The following is a 17,440-nucleotide window of genomic DNA, read 5'->3' on the forward strand; positions in this document are numbered from 1 at the left end:
CACTGCCTAGCACCTGCATAGGTCGTGACACATCTGCAACGCCACGGCCAAATCGTGTCGCGTTTGTCCCGATTTGATCGGCATCAAATCCTTCACCATCCCCTTTCTGCTCTGACGCTGATGTCGCGCAACGACGCGCGAGAGATGGCTGAAGGGGATTGAAATGCAGAGAACGACAAGAAATCTGGCGCGGCTCGCCACGATTGGCGCAATGCTCGTGGGCACTCTTGCCTCAGCGCAGGCTGCCGATCTGCCGGTCTACAAGAAGGCGCCGCCGCCGGTGGAGGCGTTCAATCCATGGATGGTGCGCCTGCGCGTGCTCGGCGTGTTGCCGGATGCAGGCGGGAGCACCGTCAATGTGGCGGGCGTGCCTTCGCTGTCGTCACCGAATTCCGGCCTCTCGATCAGCGATCAGGTCGTCCCCGAGCTCGACATCAGCTATTTCTTCACCAGGAACATCGCGGCCGAATTGATCCTCGGCGTGACCAGGCACTCGATCAGCGGCACCGGCTCGCTCGCAAGCCTGCCGATCGGCAAGACCACGCTGCTGCCGCCGACGCTGACGCTGCAATATCACTTCGACAATTTCGGCGCGTTCAAGCCCTATATCGGCGCCGGCGTGAACTACACCGTGTTCTTCAACAACTCCGCCGCCAACGTGCCGGCCGCCATCGTCGGACCGCCCGCGATCGTCGCCACCACCACGAACCTGCACGTCAGCAATGCCTGGGGCGGCGCCGTCCAGTTCGGCTTCGACTACATGATCGACCGGCACTGGGGTCTCAACGTCGACGTCAAGAAGCTCTGGCTGCGTCCGGACTACAGCGCGACCGTCTCCGGCCTGCCGGTCACCGGCACCGCGCATATCGATCCGTGGCTGGTCGGCGCGGGTGTGACCTACAAGTTCTGAGGCTGTTGCTGGTAAAGGGCACCCGCGCGGCAACAGATTCCGGTGTCGTCCCGGCGGAACGCCGGGACGACACCGTGGGCGCGGCGCGCTCTGTCGCTCAAACCCCTGTCACAAACAAAAACGCGGCAGGTTTCCCTGCCGCGTTTCTTGCGTTCGATCGAACGAAGAGTGGAGCCCTACTCCTCCTCGTCTTCGTGCTTCTTGCCGCCGAGCGTCTTCAGCTTGGCGAACACGGCGTCGACGTTGAGATCGTCGCTGGACTTCTCCGCGGGCTCGTACTCGTCCTTGCGGGTGGTCTCGGAGGCCGGCAGCAGGGTCGCGCCGCCATAGGTTGCGTCGATCGGCTTTTCCTTGGCGGCGCGCTGCACCTCGAAATCGAGCTCGATCTGCGAGCAGAGGCCGAGGGTGACGGGGTCGATCGGGGTCAGGGACGACGTGTTCCAGTGGGTACGATCGCGCACGCTCGCGATCGTGCTCTTGGTGGTGCCGACCAGGCGCATGATCTGGGCGTCCTTGAGCTCAGGATGGTTGCGCAGCAGCCAGAGGATGGCGCTCGGACGCTCGTGGCGGCGCGACACCGGGGTGTAACGCGGTCCCTTGCGCTTGGGCTGGGGCGGCAGCACCACCTTGCTCTCCTGGAGGCGGAGCCGGTAGTCCGGGTTCTTCTCGCCCTTCTCGATCTCCTCGCGGGTCAGCTGGCCGTTGGAGAGGGGATCCATGCCCTTGATGCCCTGGGCCGCGTCGCCGTCGGCGATGGCGCGCACCTCGAGGGGATGCATCTTGGTGAAATCGGCGACCTGGTCGAAGGTCAGCGCGGTGTTGTCGAGCAGCCAGACGGCGGTCGCCTTGGGCATCAGAGGTGCGTTGCTCATGGCAAATCTCCTTTGTGCTTCGCCCACCCCTCTGGAGGCGAAACCGGTGGTCATCAGCGATGACAGGGAATTCGCGCTATATAAGCCCGGAGGGGCTGGCCATGCAATGGTTCTGCTATAGATAGTGCCTTGACACCGCCCGAAAGGGGGCCCAATTCCCTTTGAACCGCTGTAAGGTTCAAGCCGACAGTCTTAAGCCCAATTCCCATCCATCGACCGCCCCCGCCAGAAGGCGAAACGGGTGATTCGGTCCCGAGATCGCTCAATGTCAGCCAAACCAGACCTCAAGATCGTGCTTTGTTCTCCCCGCGGCTTCTGTGCCGGCGTGGTTCGGGCGATCGACACCGTGGAACGGGCGCTGGATAAATACGGCGCCCCCGTCTATGTTCGCCATGAGATTGTGCACAATAAGTACGTCGTCGATGGGTTGAAGAAGAAGGGCGCCATCTTCGTCGAGGAACTGGCTGAAATCCCGGAGAGTACCACCGCCCCGGTGGTGTTCTCGGCCCATGGCGTGCCGAAATCGGTTCCGGCCGACGCCCAGTCCCGCAATCTGTTCTCGCTGGATGCGACCTGCCCTCTGGTGACCAAGGTGCACCGCGAGGCTGCGATCCACTTCAAGCGCGGCCGCGAGATCTTCCTGATCGGCCACTCCCATCATCCCGAGGTGGTCGGCACGCTGGGCCAGCTTCCGCCCGGCGCCGTGACCCTGATCGAGACCGCCGAGGACGCCAAGACCATCACGCCGAAGGACCCCAATAACCTCGCCTTCGTGACCCAGACCACGCTGTCGATCGACGACACCGCGGAGATCGTCGCGCTGCTCAAGGAGCGCTTCCCGAACATCAACGGCCCGCACAAGGAAGACATCTGCTACGCCACCACCAACCGCCAGCTTGCAGTGAAGAAGGTGGCACCGGTGGTGGACGCGCTGATCGTTGTCGGTGCCCCCAATTCGTCGAACTCGCAGCGCCTGCGCGAGGTTGCCGAGCGCGAGGGCTGCAAGATCGCGGTGCTGGCGCAGCGCGCCACCGACATCGACTGGAGCAAGTTCGGCAACATCAAGAGCCTCGGCATCACCGCAGGCGCCTCCGCGCCGGAAGTGATCGTCGAGGAGATCATGGACGCCTTTGCCGAGCGCTACACGCTGCACGTGGAGACGGTCTCGGCCGCGGAGGAGAACGAGTTCTTCCCGCTGCCGCGTCAGGTGCGCCCCGAAGCTGCCGCCGAGTAGACCTTTATGGCGGTCTACACCGACGTCGCCGCCGACGAGCTTGCGGATTTCCTGAAGCAATACGATCTCGGCGAATTGCTCTCCTACAAGGGCATCGCCGAGGGCGTCGAAAACTCCAACTTCCTGCTGCACACCAGCCAGGGGTCGTTCATCCTCACGCTCTATGAGAAGCGTGTGGCGAAGAACGATCTGCCGTTCTTCCTCGCGCTGATGACGCATCTCGCCGAGCACGGCGTCAATTGTCCGCTACCGGTGAAGGGACGCGACGGCGAGGCGCTGCGCGAGCTGTCGGGCCGTCCCGCCGCGATCATCACCTTTCTCGAAGGCGTCTGGCCGCGCAAGCCGAACGCGGCCCATTGCGCCGGCGTCGGCGAGGGGCTGGCCCGGATGCATCTGGCCGGCGCCAATTTCGCGATTAAGCGCGCCAACGCGCTGTCGGTCGCGGGCTGGCGGCCGCTGTTCGACGCGGCGGCGAACCGGGCCGACGAGGTGCAGCCCGGTCTGCGTGCGTTTCTCGCCACCGAGCTCGATTATCTCTCGAGCGGGATCTGGCCGACCAACCTGCCCGAGGGCGTGATCCACGCCGACCTCTTCAACGACAACGTCTTCTTTCTCGGCGACAAGCTGTCGGGGATCATCGACTTCACCTTCGCCTGTAACGACATGCTGGCCTATGACGTCGCGATCTGCCTCAACGCCTGGTGCTTCGAGCCGGATCATTCCTTCAACGTCACCAAGGCGCGCGCCTTCCTCAACGCCTATGGCCGCGTGCGCAAGCTCACAGAGGCGGAAGAGGCCGCGTTGCCGCTGCTGGCGCGCGGCGCGGCGATCCGCTTCCTGCTGACGCGGCTGGTGGACTGGCTCAATGTGCCGCCGGGCGCGCTGGTCAAGCCGAAGGATCCGCTGGAATATGTCCGCAAGCTGCGCTTCCATCAGAGCGTGACGAGTGTGCGTGACTACGGGCTGATGCCGTCAGGACTGGTCGCGTGAGCGAGCTCCCCAATGTCACGATCTATACCGACGGCGCCTGTTCGGGAAACCCCGGGCCCGGCGGCTGGGGCGCGATCCTGAAGTTCGGCGACAAGGAAAAAGAGCTGAACGGCGGCCAGCCGCACACCACCAACAACCAGATGGAGTTGATGGCGGCGATCTCCGCGCTGGAGGCGCTGAAGAAGCCGTGCACGGTCGATCTCTACACCGACAGCCAGTATGTCCGGCAGGGCATCACGGGCTGGATCTTCGGCTGGAAGCGCAACGGCTGGCGCACCGCCGACAAGAAGCCGGTGAAGAATGTCGAGCTATGGCAGCGCCTGGACGCCGCGCTGAAGCAGCATGAGGTCCGCTGGCACTGGGTCAAGGGCCACGCCGGTCATCCCGAGAACGAGCGGGCCGATCAGCTCGCGCGGGATGGGATCGTGAAGGCGCGGTTGCAGCAGCGGGTGCGGGAGTAGGGCGCACGGGGCGCGGGCAGGGCCACACTCTCCGCTGTCATCGCCCGCGCAGGCGGGCGATCCAGTACGCCGCGGCTTCTCGGTTCAACAACTACCGTCTCTGGAATACTGGATGCCCCGCCTTCGCGGGGCATGACAGTGCCACTTGTGGCTGCGAGTGGTGTAGCCTCGCAGCTTACAGCTGCCCGAGCAGCGTATCGCCGCCGGAGACCTCGACCTTGCCGGGCATGGCCTCGAGGTTCAGCTTCTTCACCACGCCGTCCTCGACCAGCATCGAATAGCGCTTGGAGCGGACGCCGAGGCCGTTGGCGGAGGCGTCCAGCTCCATGCCGATCGCCTTGGTGAAATCGGCATTGCCGTCGGCGAGGAAGATCGCCTCGTCGCGCTGGTCGGTGTCGCGCTTCCAGGCGTTCATCACGAAGGCATCGTTGACGGAGACGATGGCGATGCTGTCGACGCCCTTGTCCTTCATGGCGTAGGCGTTGAGGAAGATGCTCGGCAGATGCATCTTGTGGCAGGTGCCGGTGTAGGCGCCGGGCACCGCGAACAGCGCCACCTTCTTGCCCTTGAAGATATCGTCGGTGGTCTTCACCTGCGGGCCGTCCGCCGTCATCACGCGGAATTTCGCCTCGGGCAGCTTGTCGCCAGTCTGGATCGCCATCGTCAGTCTCCCTGAAAATCGGTCCCGCTTTTTAGACCGGGCGGCGGACCTGCACAATATTGCGAGCAGCGGAAGCGGCGAGGGCGGCGGCCGTTCACCATGATGTCATCAGCCGGAAAAGCCGCCATTGTCGAGGAACGCCTGCTCTTCCTCCGTCGTGTCGCGACCGAGGAGGCGGTTGCGGTGGGGAAAGCGGCCGAACCGCCGGATGATGTCAGCATGCTCCCGGGCGTACTTCTGGTTCTCGGTATTGTCGGTGTTCTGAAACAGCGCGATGCAGTGCAACTGGTCGGGCAGGTGCTCGGAATGCATGAAGGGCAAATAGAGGAATTCGAGCAGGATGGGGTCGATCCTGCGATCAACGCCCCGATCGATCGTGCGGCGGGCGACGTCGCGCGCCAGCGCGTCGCTGGCAAAGGCTTGCCGCGTGCCGCGGAACATGTTGCGGGGAAACTGGTCGAGCACGATGACGAGCGCGAGCGCGCCGTCGTCGCTCGCCTCCCATGACGCCAGCTCGCCGGCGGCCGCCCTCTGCCATAGCGAGAGGAAGCGACGTCTTATCTCCGCATCGAAAGCATCGCTGCGCTTGTACCAGCGTTCGCTGCCGGCCTCTCGCCAGAAGACGAGAACGCCTGATGGGGTGATGTCGCGAGCGTCGGTCATGAACGGGAGGCGAGCGTTACGCCGCCTCCGCCTTCTTCTCGTCGCGGAGCTGCCGGCGCAGGATCTTGCCGACATTGGTCTTGGGCAGATCGGTGCGGAATTCGATGTGCTTGGGCACCTTGTAGCCGGTGAGCTGTTCGTGACAGAACTTGATGACGTCTTCGGCCGTGAGGTTGGGGTCCTTCTTCACCACGAACGCCTTCACCGCTTCGCCCGACTTGGAATCGGGAATGCCGATCACGGCGCATTCCAGCACGCCCGGATGGCTTGCGATCACTTCCTCGATCTCGTTGGGATAGACGTTGAAGCCGGAGACCAGGATCATGTCCTTCTTGCGGTCGACGATCTTGGTGTAGCCCTTCTCGTCCATCACGCCGATATCGCCGGTGCGGAAATAGCCGTCCGCGGTCATCACCTTGGCGGTCTCTTCCGGCCTGTTCCAATATCCGGACATGACCTGCGGGCCCTTGGCGCAGATCTCGCCGGGCTGGCCGAGCGGGACTTCGTTGCCGTCGTCGTCGCGGATCGAGATCCAGGTCGAAGGCACGGGGATGCCGATCGTACCCGTGAACTCCGTTGCCGTCGCCGGATTGCAGGTCAGCGTCGGAGAGGTCTCCGACAGGCCGTAACCTTCGGCAATGAAGCAGCCGGTGATCGCCTTCCACTGATCGGCCACGGGGCGCTGCACCGCCATGCCGCCGCCGTTGGAGATCTTGAGCTTGGAGAAGTCGAGCTTCTTGAAATCGGGATGGTGCATCAACCCGTTGTAGAGCGTGTTTACGGCCGGGAAGCTGTTGACCTGGTATTTCGCCAGCTCCTTGACGAAGCCGGGGATGTCGCGCGGATTGGGGATCAGGAGATTGCAGCCGCCGGCGCGCACCGCGAGCAGGTAGCAGGCGGTCAGCGCGAAGATGTGATAGAGCGGCAGCGCGCAGACGATCATGAGCTGGTCGACATGCGGCGGCGCGGCGAGCGCCGGCTGGAGCCAGGCGTCGTTCTGCAGGACGTTGGCGACGATGTTGCGGTGGAGCAGCGTGGCGCCTTTGGAGACGCCGGTGGTGCCGCCGGTATATTGCAGGAAGGCGACGTCGCCCGGCGACAGTTTTGGCTTGTTGAACGTCATGCCGCGGCCGGACGACAGCGCGTCGTTGAAGGCCACTGCGCCCGGCAGCGACCAGGCCGGTACCATCTTCTTCACGCGGCGGACGACGAGATTGACGATCACGCCCTTGAAGCCGAGCAGGTCGCCCATGCTGGCGACGATGACATGCTTCACCTGCGTCCTGGTGATCACCTGCTCGACGGTGTGGGCGAAGTTCTCCAGCACGATGATGGCTTCGGCGCCGGAATCCTTGAGCTGGTGCTCCAGCTCGCGCGGGGTGTAAAGCGGGTTGACGTTCACGACCGCGTATCCGGCGCGCAGCACGGCGGCAGTCGCGACCGGATATTGCAGCACGTTCGGCATCATGATCGCGACGCGGGCGCCGCGCTGCAGCCCGCGGCCCTGCAAATAGGCGGCGAGGGCGACCGACATCTGGTCGAGGTCGCGATAGCTGATCGACTTGTCCATGCAGATGAACGCCTTGCGGTCGGCGAACTTGGTGAAGCTCTCCTCCAAGAGGTCGACCAGCGATGCGTATTGCGTCGGCTCGATATCGGCGGGCACGCCGGGCGGATATTGCTTGAGCCAGATGCGCTCCATGGAAGACTCCCCTCATTGACCAGGGCCCGTTGTTCTCGGGCTTGCCTCATTGCCGCCAGTATCCAGCTTGCCGGAACGGGTGGCAAGCCATCGTGGCTTAGGGCAAAGGTCGGGGCGCCGCTACTGGAATCGTCGCAAACCACGCTGCCGCAGGTGCGAAGCGCAGGCTGCGGTTTATTCCGAGGGCGTTAACTGTTGTTCGCCGGCTTGGCGGCGGCGGGCTTGGTCGCGGCTTTGGGCTTGGCAGGCTTTGCCGCCTGATCGCCGCTTGCCGCAGGCTTCTCGGCAGGTTTGGCCGCCTCGGGCTTGGCCGCAGCATGCTTGGCTCCGGCCGGCTTGGCTGCGGTCTTTGTGTCGCTCTTGGCGTCCGGCTTGGAGGCGGCAGGCTTGGAAGCGTCAGGCTTCGCTGCCGCCGTCTTGGCGTCCTTGGGCTTGTCCGTCGGCTTGTCAGCCGCATCGGGCTTCTTGGCGACGCGCGACTTCTTGCCACGTGGCTTGGACGCGGCCTGCTGGTCGGCGTCGGCCGCGACCGCCGCGATCAGCGCGGTGCCGGTGCGGGTCGGGCCGGTATAGACCAGCACGGGCTCGACCGCCGCGGCGGGCGAGGCCATCAGTTCGGATGCCTTCATCAGAGGCGGTTGCAGGCCCGCCGTGAAGAAGGTGACCTGAGCCTCGCCGCCGGTGGCGGAGGCCGATCCGGTCGCGCCGCCATTGGCCGCAATCAGCGCATCGTCGTCGTCGGTGGCCGGCCGCTTGCGATGGCCGCCGCACATCTCGTCGCGCAGATTCGGCGGAGTGGCGTCGACCGGCACGAGATTGTCGACGGTGCCGAGCGAGGGGCGCAGCCAGGTGAGATTGTCCTGAGCGAAGCCACGTTCGAGCAACTGCGCCGCCTTCACCGCGCGTGCGGTGCCGGAATTGGCACCCAGCACCACCGCGATCAGCCGGCGGCCGTTGCGCGTGGCCGAGGCGACGAGGTTGTAGCCGGAGGCGCAGATGAAGCCGGTCTTGAACCCGTCGGCGCCGGGATAGCGGCCGATCAGCTTGTTGAAATTGCCGGTGACGCGCTTGCCGAAGCGGATCGCCGGGATGTGCACGAAGTATTCGTATTCCGGCAGGTCGTGCAGGAACGAGCGCGCCAAAATGCCGAGATCGCGCGCCGACGTGATCTGGCCGTCGGCGGGCAGGCCGTTCGGATTGACGTAGCTCGTCTGCGTCATGCCGAGCTTCTTCGCGGTGTCGTTCATTATCGTTGAGAAGCCGTCGATCGAGCCGCCGACGCCTTCGGCGAGCACCACGGCCATGTCGTTCGCCGACTTGACCATCATCATCTTCAGCGCGTTGTCGACGGTGACCTGCGTTCCCGGGCGGAATCCCATCTTCGAGGGCGATTGCGAGGCCGCGGTCGGCGATACCGTGAGCAGCGTGTCGAGCGTCAGCCTGCCATCCTTGACCGCCTTCAGCGTGACATAGGCGGTCATGATCTTGGTGACGGAGGCCGGGTACCAGGGGATGGTCGCGTTATCGGCCTGCAGCACCTTGCCGCTGTCGGCCTCGATCAGCAGCAGCGCTTCGGCGCTCGCCGCGCGCGGCGCCAGCAATGCGGCACATGCGAGCGCTGCAGCGAACAGGTTGAACAGGGGCTTGCGAAGCAGCGGGCGAAGGGCGTGCACTATCCGATTCCGGTCCTTGGAGATCCGCCTGATACGGTCGGTTCTCGTGATCTGAGTTTCGGGTTCTGAAATCCGGCGCCGCCGCTTGCGGCGTCGCAAACCTATACCGGCTCGCGCGTCGAGAATAGAGGCTCCGGGCGGGTATTCCGCAACGAAGTAGGCCGAATTTCGACGGTCCTCTCGGGACTTGCTAGGGGGATTTGGCAGCTGTCGCGGCAGCCTCGGCGACCGTCACGCTGGCCCGTGCATTCTCCTGAACCATGAACTGGGCCCTGGCGAGCTCGGCAAAATGGCCGCCTTTGGCCACGAGTTCATCGAAAGTTCCGCTTTCGATCACCCGGCCGTTCTCGAACACCAGGATCCGCGTGGCATTGCGGATGGTGGAGAGGCGATGGGCGATCACGAAAGTGGTGCGACCCTTCATCACTTCGTCGAGAGCGGCATTCACCTTGGCCTCGGTGACGGCGTCGAGCGCGCTGGTCGCTTCGTCCAGGATCAGGATCGGCGGATCCTTCAGCAGCGCACGGGCGATGGACAGGCGCTGACGCTCGCCACCGGATAGCATGCGGCCGCGTTCGCCGGCATTGGTCTCGAAGCCGCCGCTGCGCTCGATGAATTCGAGCGCCTGCGCGCGCTCCGCCGCCTTGCGCATCTCGGCCTCGGTCGCGTCCGGCTTGCCGACGTGCAAATTCTCCGCGATCGAGCGGTTGAACAGCAGCGCTTCCTGGAACACCACGCCGATATTCCGCCGCAGCGAGGTCAGCGTGACGCCGCGCACGTCCATGCCGTCGATCTTGATGATGCCGGATTGTGGATCGAAGGCGCGATGCAAGAGCGCGATCGCGGTCGACTTGCCGGCGCCGGTCGGGCCGACCAGCGCAATGGTCTGGCCGGGCAGCGCGGTGAAGGTGAGGTCCTCGATCGCCGGCCGCTTGCCGTCATAGGAGAAGGTGACGTCGTTGAACTCGACGAGGCCCGACAGCCTGCCGGCATCGATTGCGTCGGGCCGGTCGTGGACCGCGGGCACGGCGTCGAGCACATTGAAAAACTCGCGCAGGCGCGGGGCTTCCATGAACACGTTGTTGATGAAGCTGACGACCTGCTCGAGCTTCTGGATCAGCATCGTCGCGAAGCTCACGAACATCACGATCTCGCCGACCGAGGTGAGCCCCTGGTCGTGCAGCGCGATGCCGACGGTGAAGATCGCGAGCACCGTGATGGTGGTGGAGGCGCGCGTGATGACGGTGACGAGCGCCCACCAGGACAGCACCGGCATCTGTGCGGCCAGCAGCTCGTCGGCGACGGAGCGCAGCCCTTTCACCTCGGATTCGACGCGGACAAAGCTCTGCACCAGCGCGACGTTGCCGAGCGCGTCCGAAGCGCGCGCGGAGAGTTCGCTGTAATGCTCCTCGACCTCCATCTGCATGCCGAACGTCTTGCGCACCACGAAGGTCGTGAGCGCAGTGAAGACGATGCAGAGCACGAACAGCAGGATCGCCAGCCGCCAGTTCAGGTAGAGCGACAGCGGCAGCAGCACCACGACCGAGAGGATCGCGGCAAAGTGCTCGCGGAAGAAGCCGAGCCACAGCCGCCACAGCGCATCGGTGCCGTTGAGCATCACCTTCATCAGCCGGCCCGAATGGGTCCCGGAGTGGAAGGTCAATGGCAGTTGCAGGATGTGCTCGAAATAATCAGTCAGCACCGCCTGGCGCTGGCGGTGCGAGAGCCGGTCGGCCTGCAAGGCCACGAGCGCGCTGCACGCGATGGTGAAGAGCCCGAACGCGACCCAGGCGGCCAGGAACGGCCAGGCCGAGTTCGACCCGGCCACCGTCTTGCCCGAGAGCACGTCGACGATCCGGCCGAACAGCACAGGCTCGGCGAATTGCGAGCCCGCAAGCAGGAGATTGGCGACCGCGAGCAGCCAGCCCAGCCGCGCCTCCTTGCCGAGCAGCTCGAGAACGCGGGAGTAGAGACGGAGCATGGACATGCGGACTGGCGACTCGGGCAGCTAATGGGGGCGGTATTGTAAGCCGGGATTGCCTGCCAGATACAGCGGAAGCTACCGGTTTTGCTCAGTTGATCAGCCGCTCCGCCACGGCCGGCAGGAACTGGCCGTCGAAGATGTCGCTCGCCGCCGGCCGTTTGCGGAATTTGAAATCCTGCGCGATCTGGTCGATCGAGCGCTCCAGGCGCGCCGGCTCGACGCCGCCGAGGCCGTTGCGCTTCACCTCGTCGGTCAGGACGTTGTCGGCGAGGACGGTGCGCAGGCGCTCCAGCTCGAGGTTGCGGTCGCCGTCGTCGATGCGGCTCGCGGCCTCCTCCGCCGCACGCCCCGGCTCCCTGACGGTGGCGTTGATGCCGGCGATCAAAGCGCGGACGAAGCCCTTCACGGCGTCCGGCTTTGCTGTGGCGAAGGCCGGATTGACCACCACGGCAAAGCCATAGGCTTCACAGCCGTAGTCTGCAGAGCGCAGCACGACGAGATCGGCTGCGGGCACACCGCGGTCGCGTAGATTCACCGCCGAGAGATAGCTGAAGCCGGCGACGGCATCGACCTGTCCCGCGGACAGGATCGGCTCGCGCACCGCCGCGCCGATCTTGCGGAATTTGACGCGCGATGCCTTGATGCCGTTCTGCTGCGCCAGCGCCGGCCACAGCCGCATCGACAGATCGCTGTCGGCAACGCCGACGGTCTTGCCGTCGAGATCGGGCAGGAGGTGGATGCCGCGGCTCCTGCGCGCGACCATCGCGTAGGGCGCGCGGTTGAACAGCACGAACACCGCCTTGACCGGCGCCGCGTCATCCTTGTCACGAAGGCGGATCAGCTCGTTGATGTCGACGAGCGCAAGCTCGCTGTCACCTTTGGCGACGCGTGCGAGCGCCTCCGGCGATCCGCTCGCATTGTTGAAGGACACGTTGAGACGCTCGGCGCTGAACCTGCCGTCTTTCGCCGCAAGGAAGAACGGTGCCACGCTCGCATCGATGGGACGGTCGAAGGTGAAGTGGATCGCTGTCGAGGGGACGCCGCTCTCGGCCCCCGGGGCCTCGCGCGCAGTCAATGCGGTGAACGAGATTGCAAGGGCCAGCAGGCAGTGAAGGGTGATCGTCTTGAATCCCGACATCGATTGCGCCGGTCCCGCATTGTTATGGTTTCGTGACGCTTGCAGCGCCGGCCCGCGACGAGCGTGCGCGCGCCAACATGAACGGCGGATGAGCGGCGGTTGCGTCACGATCACGCAACCCCGTTCAGCTTGTGTTGGGGTTGGGGAACCCAACTTAGGTTCTGCGGGTTTGAGAGGCATGAGCCTGTCCGCAGGCGTCCATTTCAGGTCCCAAAGGAGGGCCCAAGACATGTTCGAGCGATTCTCCAAGTTTGCGGGCCGAAAGGCCGTTCTTGCCACCGCCGCGGTGCTGGCGGTGACCACAATCGCCCCGACCGCTTCATACGCGGGCGGCCGCCACTGGCATGGCGGCGGTGGCGCGGCCGCTGCTGCGGCCTTCGCCGCCATCGGCACCGGTCTTGCCATCGCCGCAACCCGTGACGCCTACGCCTATGACTACGGTCCGGGCTATGGCTATTACGGCGGTCCCGTCTATTACAGCGCCCCTGCCTATGGGCCCTATTATGGTCCAGGCCCGAACTTCCAGTATCAGCGCTATGGCGGCACGGCTCCGTCCGAGTATTGCGGCCAGGGCTACTACCAGAACTGCTACTAGCTCCGGCCCCCGAAGGTTGACCATGACAGGCCGTCGCGCTTGCCGCGCCGGCCTGTTTTCTGCTTTTATTGTCGCGCGTTAACACGCCCGCCATTTGTTTAGAGTAGTTTTGAGTACCATGAGTGATTCGCTTGAGCGGCTATATCTGGCTGTGCTCGCGGCCAGGGATCTTGATCCGGCAACATCGCGCACGGCCCGGCTGTTTCAGCGTGGGCCCTCCAAAATGGCAAAGAAGCTGGCCGAAGAGGCCATCGAGGTCGTCATCGATGCGGTCAATGGCGATAGCGAGGCCGTGATCCGTGAGAGCGCCGACCTGCTCTACAATCTCACCGTGCTGTGGGCTTCGGCCGGAGTACGCCCCGAGGACGTCTGGCGGGAAATGACGCGGCGGGAGGAGTTGCTCGGGATTGCCGAGAAGCTGCCGAAGTCGCCGATGAAGCTGCCCAAAGTCGCGTCACCGCGCATGGCCTCACGGCGGCCAATTGTCGCGCTCGAAGGCCGCGCCGCGCGCAAGCGCCACTAGAAACGTCATAATTCGCCTCAATCTCGGCATGGACAAATCCGTCCCATGGTGCTTCATCGCGGCGCCATGCTGAAACGTATCTACGACTGGTGCATCGACGCCGCCCACAAGCCCTACGCGCTCTGGATCATGGGAGCCGTGGCTTTCGCAGAAAGCTCCTTCTTTCCGGTCCCGCCGGATGTGATGCTGATCCCGATGTCGCTGGCGCGCCCGCAGCGCGCCTGGGTCTATGCAACCGTCTGTACCATCACCTCGGTGGTCGGCGGCATCGTCGGCTACGCCATCGGCGCGCTGCTGTTCGACTCGGTCGGCCAATGGCTGATCCAGGTCTACGGCCTCGGCGACAAGGTCGACGCCTTCCGCGCCTCCTATGCGGAATGGGGTGCGATCATCATCCTGCTCAAGGGGCTGACGCCGATCCCCTACAAGCTCGTCACGATCACCTCGGGCTTTGCCGGCTACAACATCGTCCTGTTTATCCTGTGCTCGATCGTCGCACGCGGCGGACGCTTCTTCGTCGTGGCGATCCTGCTCAACCGCTATGGCGACTGGGTCCGGGTTCGGATCGAGAAGCATCTCGGCCTGTGGGTCGCGATCGGCGCCGCGGTGCTGGTGCTCGGCTTCGTGGTCGCCATCAAACTGATCTAGCACCAGCGGCTTTGCCGCCGCGCCGGCTTCGGCTACGGTTGCCGTCATGATGGTTCGATCCGGCAATCCGGCCGTGCGTCTCGGGACGCTGATATCGGCAGCGCTGCTGCTTGTGCTCGGTGGCGGCGGGCCCGTATGGACGCAATCCGCCCCGCCGTCGCTCGGTCTCCAGGAGCAGAGGGCGCAGACCGCGCCGCCGTCGACACCCGCTCCGTCGGCGCCGCCGGCGGGCGAGGAAAATCCCGGACTGATCAACGAAATGAGCAAGCTGTTCGACAAGCTGCCCTCGATCCTGCCGCCGATCAAGAGCCCCGGCGAGACCATGAACGACCTGTCGCGGCTGGCCAAGCCCTCGACCATGGTGTCGGGGCGCGTGGTCTGCCCGGTCTCGTCGAACGGCGCGCCCGACTGCAAGCAGGCCGCCGACCAGCTCTGCCAGGGCAAGGGTTACAAGGAAGGCAAGAGCCTCAACGCCGACTCCGCCGAGAAATGCTCGGCCAAGGTTCTCATCCCGGGCAGGCAACGCAAACCGGACGACTGCCGCACCGATACTTTCGTGACCAGCGCGTTGTGCCAGAATTGACGTGATGGCCTAGCGCGCGAGCAACAAGGAGCGCCCATGAGCCGGACGGAGCAGGACTTCCTCGGACAGCGTGAGATCGCCGACGACATCTACTACGGCGTCCAGACCATCCGGGGTAAGGAGAACTTCCACATCACCGGCATTCCGATGAGCCAGGAGCCTTACTTCGTGAAGGCGCTTGGCTACGTCAAGAAGGCTGCTGCCATGGCCAATCGCGATCTCGGCGTGATCGACGCCAAGGTCGCGGATGCCATCATCATCGGCTGCGACCGCGTCATCGCCGGCGACATGATGGATCAGTTCGTCACCGACTTCATCCAGGGCGGCGCCGGCACCTCCACCAACATGAACGCCAACGAGGTGATCGCCAACCTCGCGCTGGAAGCGCTCGGCTTTGCCAAGGGCGACTACCAGCACGTCAGTCCCAACGATCATGTCAATTACGGGCAGTCGACCAACGACACCTATCCGACCGCCTTTCGGCTGGCGCTGATCCTGCGGCTCGAGAGCTACATGACGGCGCTGCGCCAGCTCCAGGAGGCCTTCTTCGCCAAGGGCCGCGAGTTCGACCGCGTGCTGAAGATGGGCCGCACGCATCTGCAGGACGCGGTGCCGATGTCGCTGGGGGCCGAGTTCCGGGGATGGGGAACCACGATCGGCGAGGAGGTCGAGCGCATCTCCGAGGCCCGTGCGCTGCTGCGCGAGATCAATCTCGGTGCCACCGCGATCGGCACTTCCGTCACGGCCGCGGTCGGCTATCCCAAGCTCGCGGTCCGGCACCTCAGTGCGCTGACCGGCGTCGAGTTCATTCTCGCCAGCGACCTCGTCGAGGCGACCTCGGACACCGGCGCCTATGTGCAATTGTCCGGCGTCCTGAAGCGCACGGCGAGCAAGCTGACGAAAATCTGCAACGATATCCGTCTGCTCGCCTCCGGCCCGCGCGCCGGCCTCAACGAGATCAACCTGCCCCAGCTTCAGCCGGGCTCCTCGATCATGCCCGGCAAGGTCAATCCGGTCATTCCCGAAGTGGTCAACCAGACCAGCTTCCTGGTCATCGGCCTCGACACCACGGTGACGCTGGCGGCCTCAGCGGGCCAGCTCCAGCTCAACGTGATGGAGCCGGTGATCTCGTTCGCGCTGTTCTTCTCGATCCGCACCATGGAGCGTGCGGTCAACAGCCTGCGCGAGAATTGCGTCGTCGGCATCACCGCCAACGAGGAGCACACCCGCAACATGGTGCTGAACTCGCTCGGCATCGTCACGGTGCTGAAGCCGCTGCTCGGCTACAAGCAATGCGCCGAGATCGCGCGCGAGGGCTACAAGAGCGGCAAGTCGCTGCACCAGATCGTCGTGGTCGAGCGGAAACTGCTGACGCAGGAGAAGTGGGACGAGATGTTCTCGTTCGAGCGGCTGATCAATCCGGATTTGATCGGGTAGGCGCTGGTCTCTCCTCGCGTCATTCCGGGGCGACGCGCAGCGTCGAACCCGGAATCCATTTCGCCGCGCGTACTGACGCCCGATGGATTCCGGGCTCGCGCTTCGCGCGCCCCGGAATGACGGAAGGACGAATTCCGCTGCTTGGAATTGCGGTAACCGCATCCGCCACGGCGCCAAAACGCAATACTTGACAGTGGAAAGATTGCCTTGTTGGTATGGCTCCCAGCTTCAATTTGACCGCCAGAAGAGGATCGTTCCGCAATGTCCATGCCTGCCTTGTTCAAGGGACGCCTGTCGATCCCCGTGATCGGCTCGCCGCTCTTCATCATCTCGGTGCCCGATCTCGTGATCGCGCAGTGCAAGGCGGGTGTGGTCGGCTCGTTTCCGGCGCTGAACGCGCGTCCGCCGGAGCTGCTCGACGAATGGCTGGCGCGGATCACCGAAGAGCTGGCGGCCTATGACCGCGCCCATCCCGACAAGCCGTCGGCGCCGTTTGCGGTCAACCAGATCGTGCACAAGTCGAACAACCGGCTCGACCACGACATGCAGCTCTGCGCCAAGTACAAGGTGCCGATGATCATCTCCTCGTTAGGGGCGCGCGAGGAGCTGAACCAGGCCGTGCACGGCTGGGGCGGCATCGTCTTCCACGACGTGATCAACCAGAAATTCGCGCACAAGGCGATCGAGAAGGGCGCCGACGGCCTGATCCTGGTCGCGGCCGGCGCCGGCGGCCATGCCGGCACCATCTCGCCGCTGGCTTTCGTCGCCGAAACGCGAAAGTGGTTCGACGGCCCGATCGCGCTGTCGGGCGCGATTGGCAACGGCAAGGCGATCCGCGCAGCGCGCATCCTCGGTGCCGACTTCGCCTATATCGGTTCGGCCTTCATCGCGACCAAGGAGGCCAATGCCGTCGAGAAGTACAAGGAAATGATCGCGGGATCGTCGGCGGACGACATCGTCTATTCCAATCTCTTCACCGGCGTGCACGGCAACTATCTGAAGCCCTCCATCCTCGCCGCCGGCATGGATCCGGAGAATCTGCCGACGTCCGATCCCTCCAAGATGAATTTCGGCACCGACGCCTCCGGCGAGCGCGCCAAGCCGAAGGCGTGGAAGGAGATCTGGGGCTCGGGCCAGGGCATCGGCAGCATCGAAGGCATCGTGCCCGCCGCCGAGCTGATCGCGCGCTTCAAGAAGGAATACGACGAAGCGGTCGATCCGCCGTTGTGATCACTCTCGTGTCCCGGACGCGCTGCAGCGTGTAACGCTGCTGCGCAGGGCCGGGACCCGTGGCAACGAATGGACCCCGGCTCAGCAGCGCATCGCTTACGCGCTGCGCTGCGTCCGGGGAACGCCAGCCGAGATA

Annotated in this window: 17 protein-coding genes; 10 read left to right on the forward strand and 7 right to left on the reverse strand. The window is 64.6% G+C overall.

Features of this window, described 5'->3' with window-relative positions; genetic code table 11:
* Positions 1–163 precede the first annotated feature (163 nt).
* Positions 164–910 (forward strand): OmpW/AlkL family protein, encoded by a 747-nt coding sequence (locus CVM73_RS12175; protein ID WP_100232228.1) that lies wholly within the window; start codon positions 164–166, stop codon positions 908–910.
* Positions 911–1,086: 176 nt separating this feature from the next.
* Here CVM73_RS12175 and CVM73_RS12180 read toward each other — a convergent pair whose 3' ends face one another.
* Positions 1,087–1,782, reverse strand: a complete 696-nt coding sequence (locus tag CVM73_RS12180; protein WP_035706675.1) for a DUF1013 domain-containing protein — start codon at positions 1,780–1,782, stop codon at positions 1,087–1,089.
* A 265-nt stretch (positions 1,783–2,047) separates the two neighbouring features.
* Here CVM73_RS12180 and ispH point away from each other — a divergent pair, with 265 nt between their 5' ends.
* From ispH to rnhA, 3 genes are read left to right on the forward strand one after another with little or no spacing between them, the layout of a single operon-like run.
* Positions 2,048–3,016 carry a 4-hydroxy-3-methylbut-2-enyl diphosphate reductase gene (gene ispH, locus CVM73_RS12185; protein ID WP_100232229.1) on the forward strand — a complete coding sequence of 323 codons (969 nt, stop codon included), beginning with the start codon at positions 2,048–2,050 and terminating at the stop codon, positions 3,014–3,016.
* Positions 3,017–3,022: 6 nt separating this feature from the next.
* Complete coding sequence (locus tag CVM73_RS12190; RefSeq protein WP_100232230.1) at positions 3,023–4,006, forward strand: homoserine kinase; 984 nt, start codon at positions 3,023–3,025, stop codon at positions 4,004–4,006.
* Positions 4,003–4,467 (forward strand): ribonuclease HI, encoded by a 465-nt coding sequence (rnhA, locus tag CVM73_RS12195; RefSeq protein WP_100232231.1) that lies wholly within the window; start codon positions 4,003–4,005, stop codon positions 4,465–4,467. Before CVM73_RS12190 ends, rnhA begins: the two co-directional genes overlap by 4 nt.
* 175 nt (positions 4,468–4,642) lie before the next feature.
* Here the strand turns inward: rnhA and CVM73_RS12200 are convergent, their stop codons facing one another.
* The 6 genes from CVM73_RS12200 to CVM73_RS12225 all read right to left on the reverse strand — a co-directional run bounded on the left by CVM73_RS12200 (position 4,643) and on the right by CVM73_RS12225 (position 12,288).
* Positions 4,643–5,128, reverse strand: coding sequence for a peroxiredoxin (locus CVM73_RS12200; RefSeq protein WP_100232232.1), 486 nt, complete (start codon positions 5,126–5,128; stop codon positions 4,643–4,645).
* A 108-nt stretch (positions 5,129–5,236) separates the two neighbouring features.
* Positions 5,237–5,791 (reverse strand): DUF924 family protein, encoded by a 555-nt coding sequence (locus tag CVM73_RS12205; protein ID WP_100232233.1) that lies wholly within the window; start codon positions 5,789–5,791, stop codon positions 5,237–5,239.
* Between the two features lie 16 nt (positions 5,792–5,807).
* On the reverse strand, positions 5,808–7,493 hold the full coding sequence (locus tag CVM73_RS12210) for a long-chain fatty acid--CoA ligase (RefSeq protein ID WP_100232234.1): 1,686 nt from the start codon (positions 7,491–7,493) through the stop codon (positions 5,808–5,810).
* 188 nt (positions 7,494–7,681) lie between these two features.
* On the reverse strand, positions 7,682–9,166 hold the full coding sequence (locus CVM73_RS12215; protein WP_100232235.1) for a D-alanyl-D-alanine carboxypeptidase family protein: 1,485 nt from the start codon (positions 9,164–9,166) through the stop codon (positions 7,682–7,684).
* Between the two features lie 190 nt (positions 9,167–9,356).
* The gene (locus CVM73_RS12220; RefSeq protein WP_100232236.1) at positions 9,357–11,153 is read right to left on the reverse strand and encodes a glucan ABC transporter ATP-binding protein/ permease; all 1,797 of its coding nucleotides are present in this window, start codon (positions 11,151–11,153) and stop codon (positions 9,357–9,359) included.
* A gap of 85 nt (positions 11,154–11,238) precedes the next feature.
* Positions 11,239–12,288, reverse strand: a complete 1,050-nt coding sequence (locus CVM73_RS12225; protein ID WP_167406797.1) for an ABC transporter substrate-binding protein — start codon at positions 12,286–12,288, stop codon at positions 11,239–11,241.
* A 229-nt stretch (positions 12,289–12,517) separates the two neighbouring features.
* Between CVM73_RS12225 and CVM73_RS12230 the strand changes: the two genes are divergently transcribed.
* The 6 genes from CVM73_RS12230 (at position 12,518) to CVM73_RS12255 (ending at position 17,304) form a co-directional block, all read left to right on the forward strand.
* Positions 12,518–12,883 carry a hypothetical protein gene (locus tag CVM73_RS12230; RefSeq protein ID WP_100232238.1) on the forward strand — a complete coding sequence of 122 codons (366 nt, stop codon included), beginning with the start codon at positions 12,518–12,520 and terminating at the stop codon, positions 12,881–12,883.
* 118 nt (positions 12,884–13,001) lie between these two features.
* Positions 13,002–13,406, forward strand: coding sequence for a phosphoribosyl-ATP diphosphatase (gene hisE, locus CVM73_RS12235; protein WP_100232239.1), 405 nt, complete (start codon positions 13,002–13,004; stop codon positions 13,404–13,406).
* A 45-nt stretch (positions 13,407–13,451) separates the two neighbouring features.
* Positions 13,452–14,054, forward strand: coding sequence for a YqaA family protein (locus tag CVM73_RS12240; protein WP_084299057.1), 603 nt, complete (start codon positions 13,452–13,454; stop codon positions 14,052–14,054).
* Positions 14,055–14,100: 46 nt separating this feature from the next.
* A complete protein-coding gene (locus CVM73_RS12245; RefSeq protein WP_100232240.1) occupies positions 14,101–14,637 on the forward strand; it encodes a hypothetical protein in 537 nt (178 codons plus the stop codon).
* A gap of 36 nt (positions 14,638–14,673) precedes the next feature.
* On the forward strand, positions 14,674–16,074 hold the full coding sequence (locus CVM73_RS12250; protein WP_100232241.1) for an aspartate ammonia-lyase: 1,401 nt from the start codon (positions 14,674–14,676) through the stop codon (positions 16,072–16,074).
* A gap of 261 nt (positions 16,075–16,335) precedes the next feature.
* The gene (locus CVM73_RS12255; RefSeq protein ID WP_100232242.1) at positions 16,336–17,304 is read left to right on the forward strand and encodes an NAD(P)H-dependent flavin oxidoreductase; all 969 of its coding nucleotides are present in this window, start codon (positions 16,336–16,338) and stop codon (positions 17,302–17,304) included.
* The last annotated feature ends 136 nt before the right edge of the window (positions 17,305–17,440 follow it).

The sequence above is a fragment of the Bradyrhizobium forestalis genome (genome assembly GCF_002795245.1).
Classification (GTDB): domain Bacteria; phylum Pseudomonadota; class Alphaproteobacteria; order Rhizobiales; family Xanthobacteraceae; genus Bradyrhizobium; species Bradyrhizobium forestalis.

Coding starts and splice junctions, on each gene's coding strand:
- CVM73_RS12225 (WP_167406797.1), bottom strand. CDS start 12,288: ATGTCGGGATTCAAGACGATCACCCTTCACTGCCTGCTGGCCCTTGCA.
- hisE (WP_100232239.1), top strand. CDS start 13,002: ATGAGTGATTCGCTTGAGCGGCTATATCTGGCTGTGCTCGCGGCCAGG.
- CVM73_RS12240 (WP_084299057.1), top strand. CDS start 13,452: ATGGTGCTTCATCGCGGCGCCATGCTGAAACGTATCTACGACTGGTGC.
- CVM73_RS12190 (WP_100232230.1), top strand. CDS start 3,023: ATGGCGGTCTACACCGACGTCGCCGCCGACGAGCTTGCGGATTTCCTG.
- CVM73_RS12180 (WP_035706675.1), bottom strand. CDS start 1,782: ATGAGCAACGCACCTCTGATGCCCAAGGCGACCGCCGTCTGGCTGCTC.
- CVM73_RS12175 (WP_100232228.1), top strand. CDS start 164: ATGCAGAGAACGACAAGAAATCTGGCGCGGCTCGCCACGATTGGCGCA.
- CVM73_RS12255 (WP_100232242.1), top strand. CDS start 16,336: ATGTCCATGCCTGCCTTGTTCAAGGGACGCCTGTCGATCCCCGTGATC.
- CVM73_RS12205 (WP_100232233.1), bottom strand. CDS start 5,791: ATGACCGACGCTCGCGACATCACCCCATCAGGCGTTCTCGTCTTCTGG.
- CVM73_RS12210 (WP_100232234.1), bottom strand. CDS start 7,493: ATGGAGCGCATCTGGCTCAAGCAATATCCGCCCGGCGTGCCCGCCGAT.
- CVM73_RS12220 (WP_100232236.1), bottom strand. CDS start 11,153: ATGTCCATGCTCCGTCTCTACTCCCGCGTTCTCGAGCTGCTCGGCAAG.
- CVM73_RS12200 (WP_100232232.1), bottom strand. CDS start 5,128: ATGGCGATCCAGACTGGCGACAAGCTGCCCGAGGCGAAATTCCGCGTG.
- CVM73_RS12245 (WP_100232240.1), top strand. CDS start 14,101: ATGATGGTTCGATCCGGCAATCCGGCCGTGCGTCTCGGGACGCTGATA.
- ispH (WP_100232229.1), top strand. CDS start 2,048: ATGTCAGCCAAACCAGACCTCAAGATCGTGCTTTGTTCTCCCCGCGGC.
- CVM73_RS12250 (WP_100232241.1), top strand. CDS start 14,674: ATGAGCCGGACGGAGCAGGACTTCCTCGGACAGCGTGAGATCGCCGAC.
- CVM73_RS12230 (WP_100232238.1), top strand. CDS start 12,518: ATGTTCGAGCGATTCTCCAAGTTTGCGGGCCGAAAGGCCGTTCTTGCC.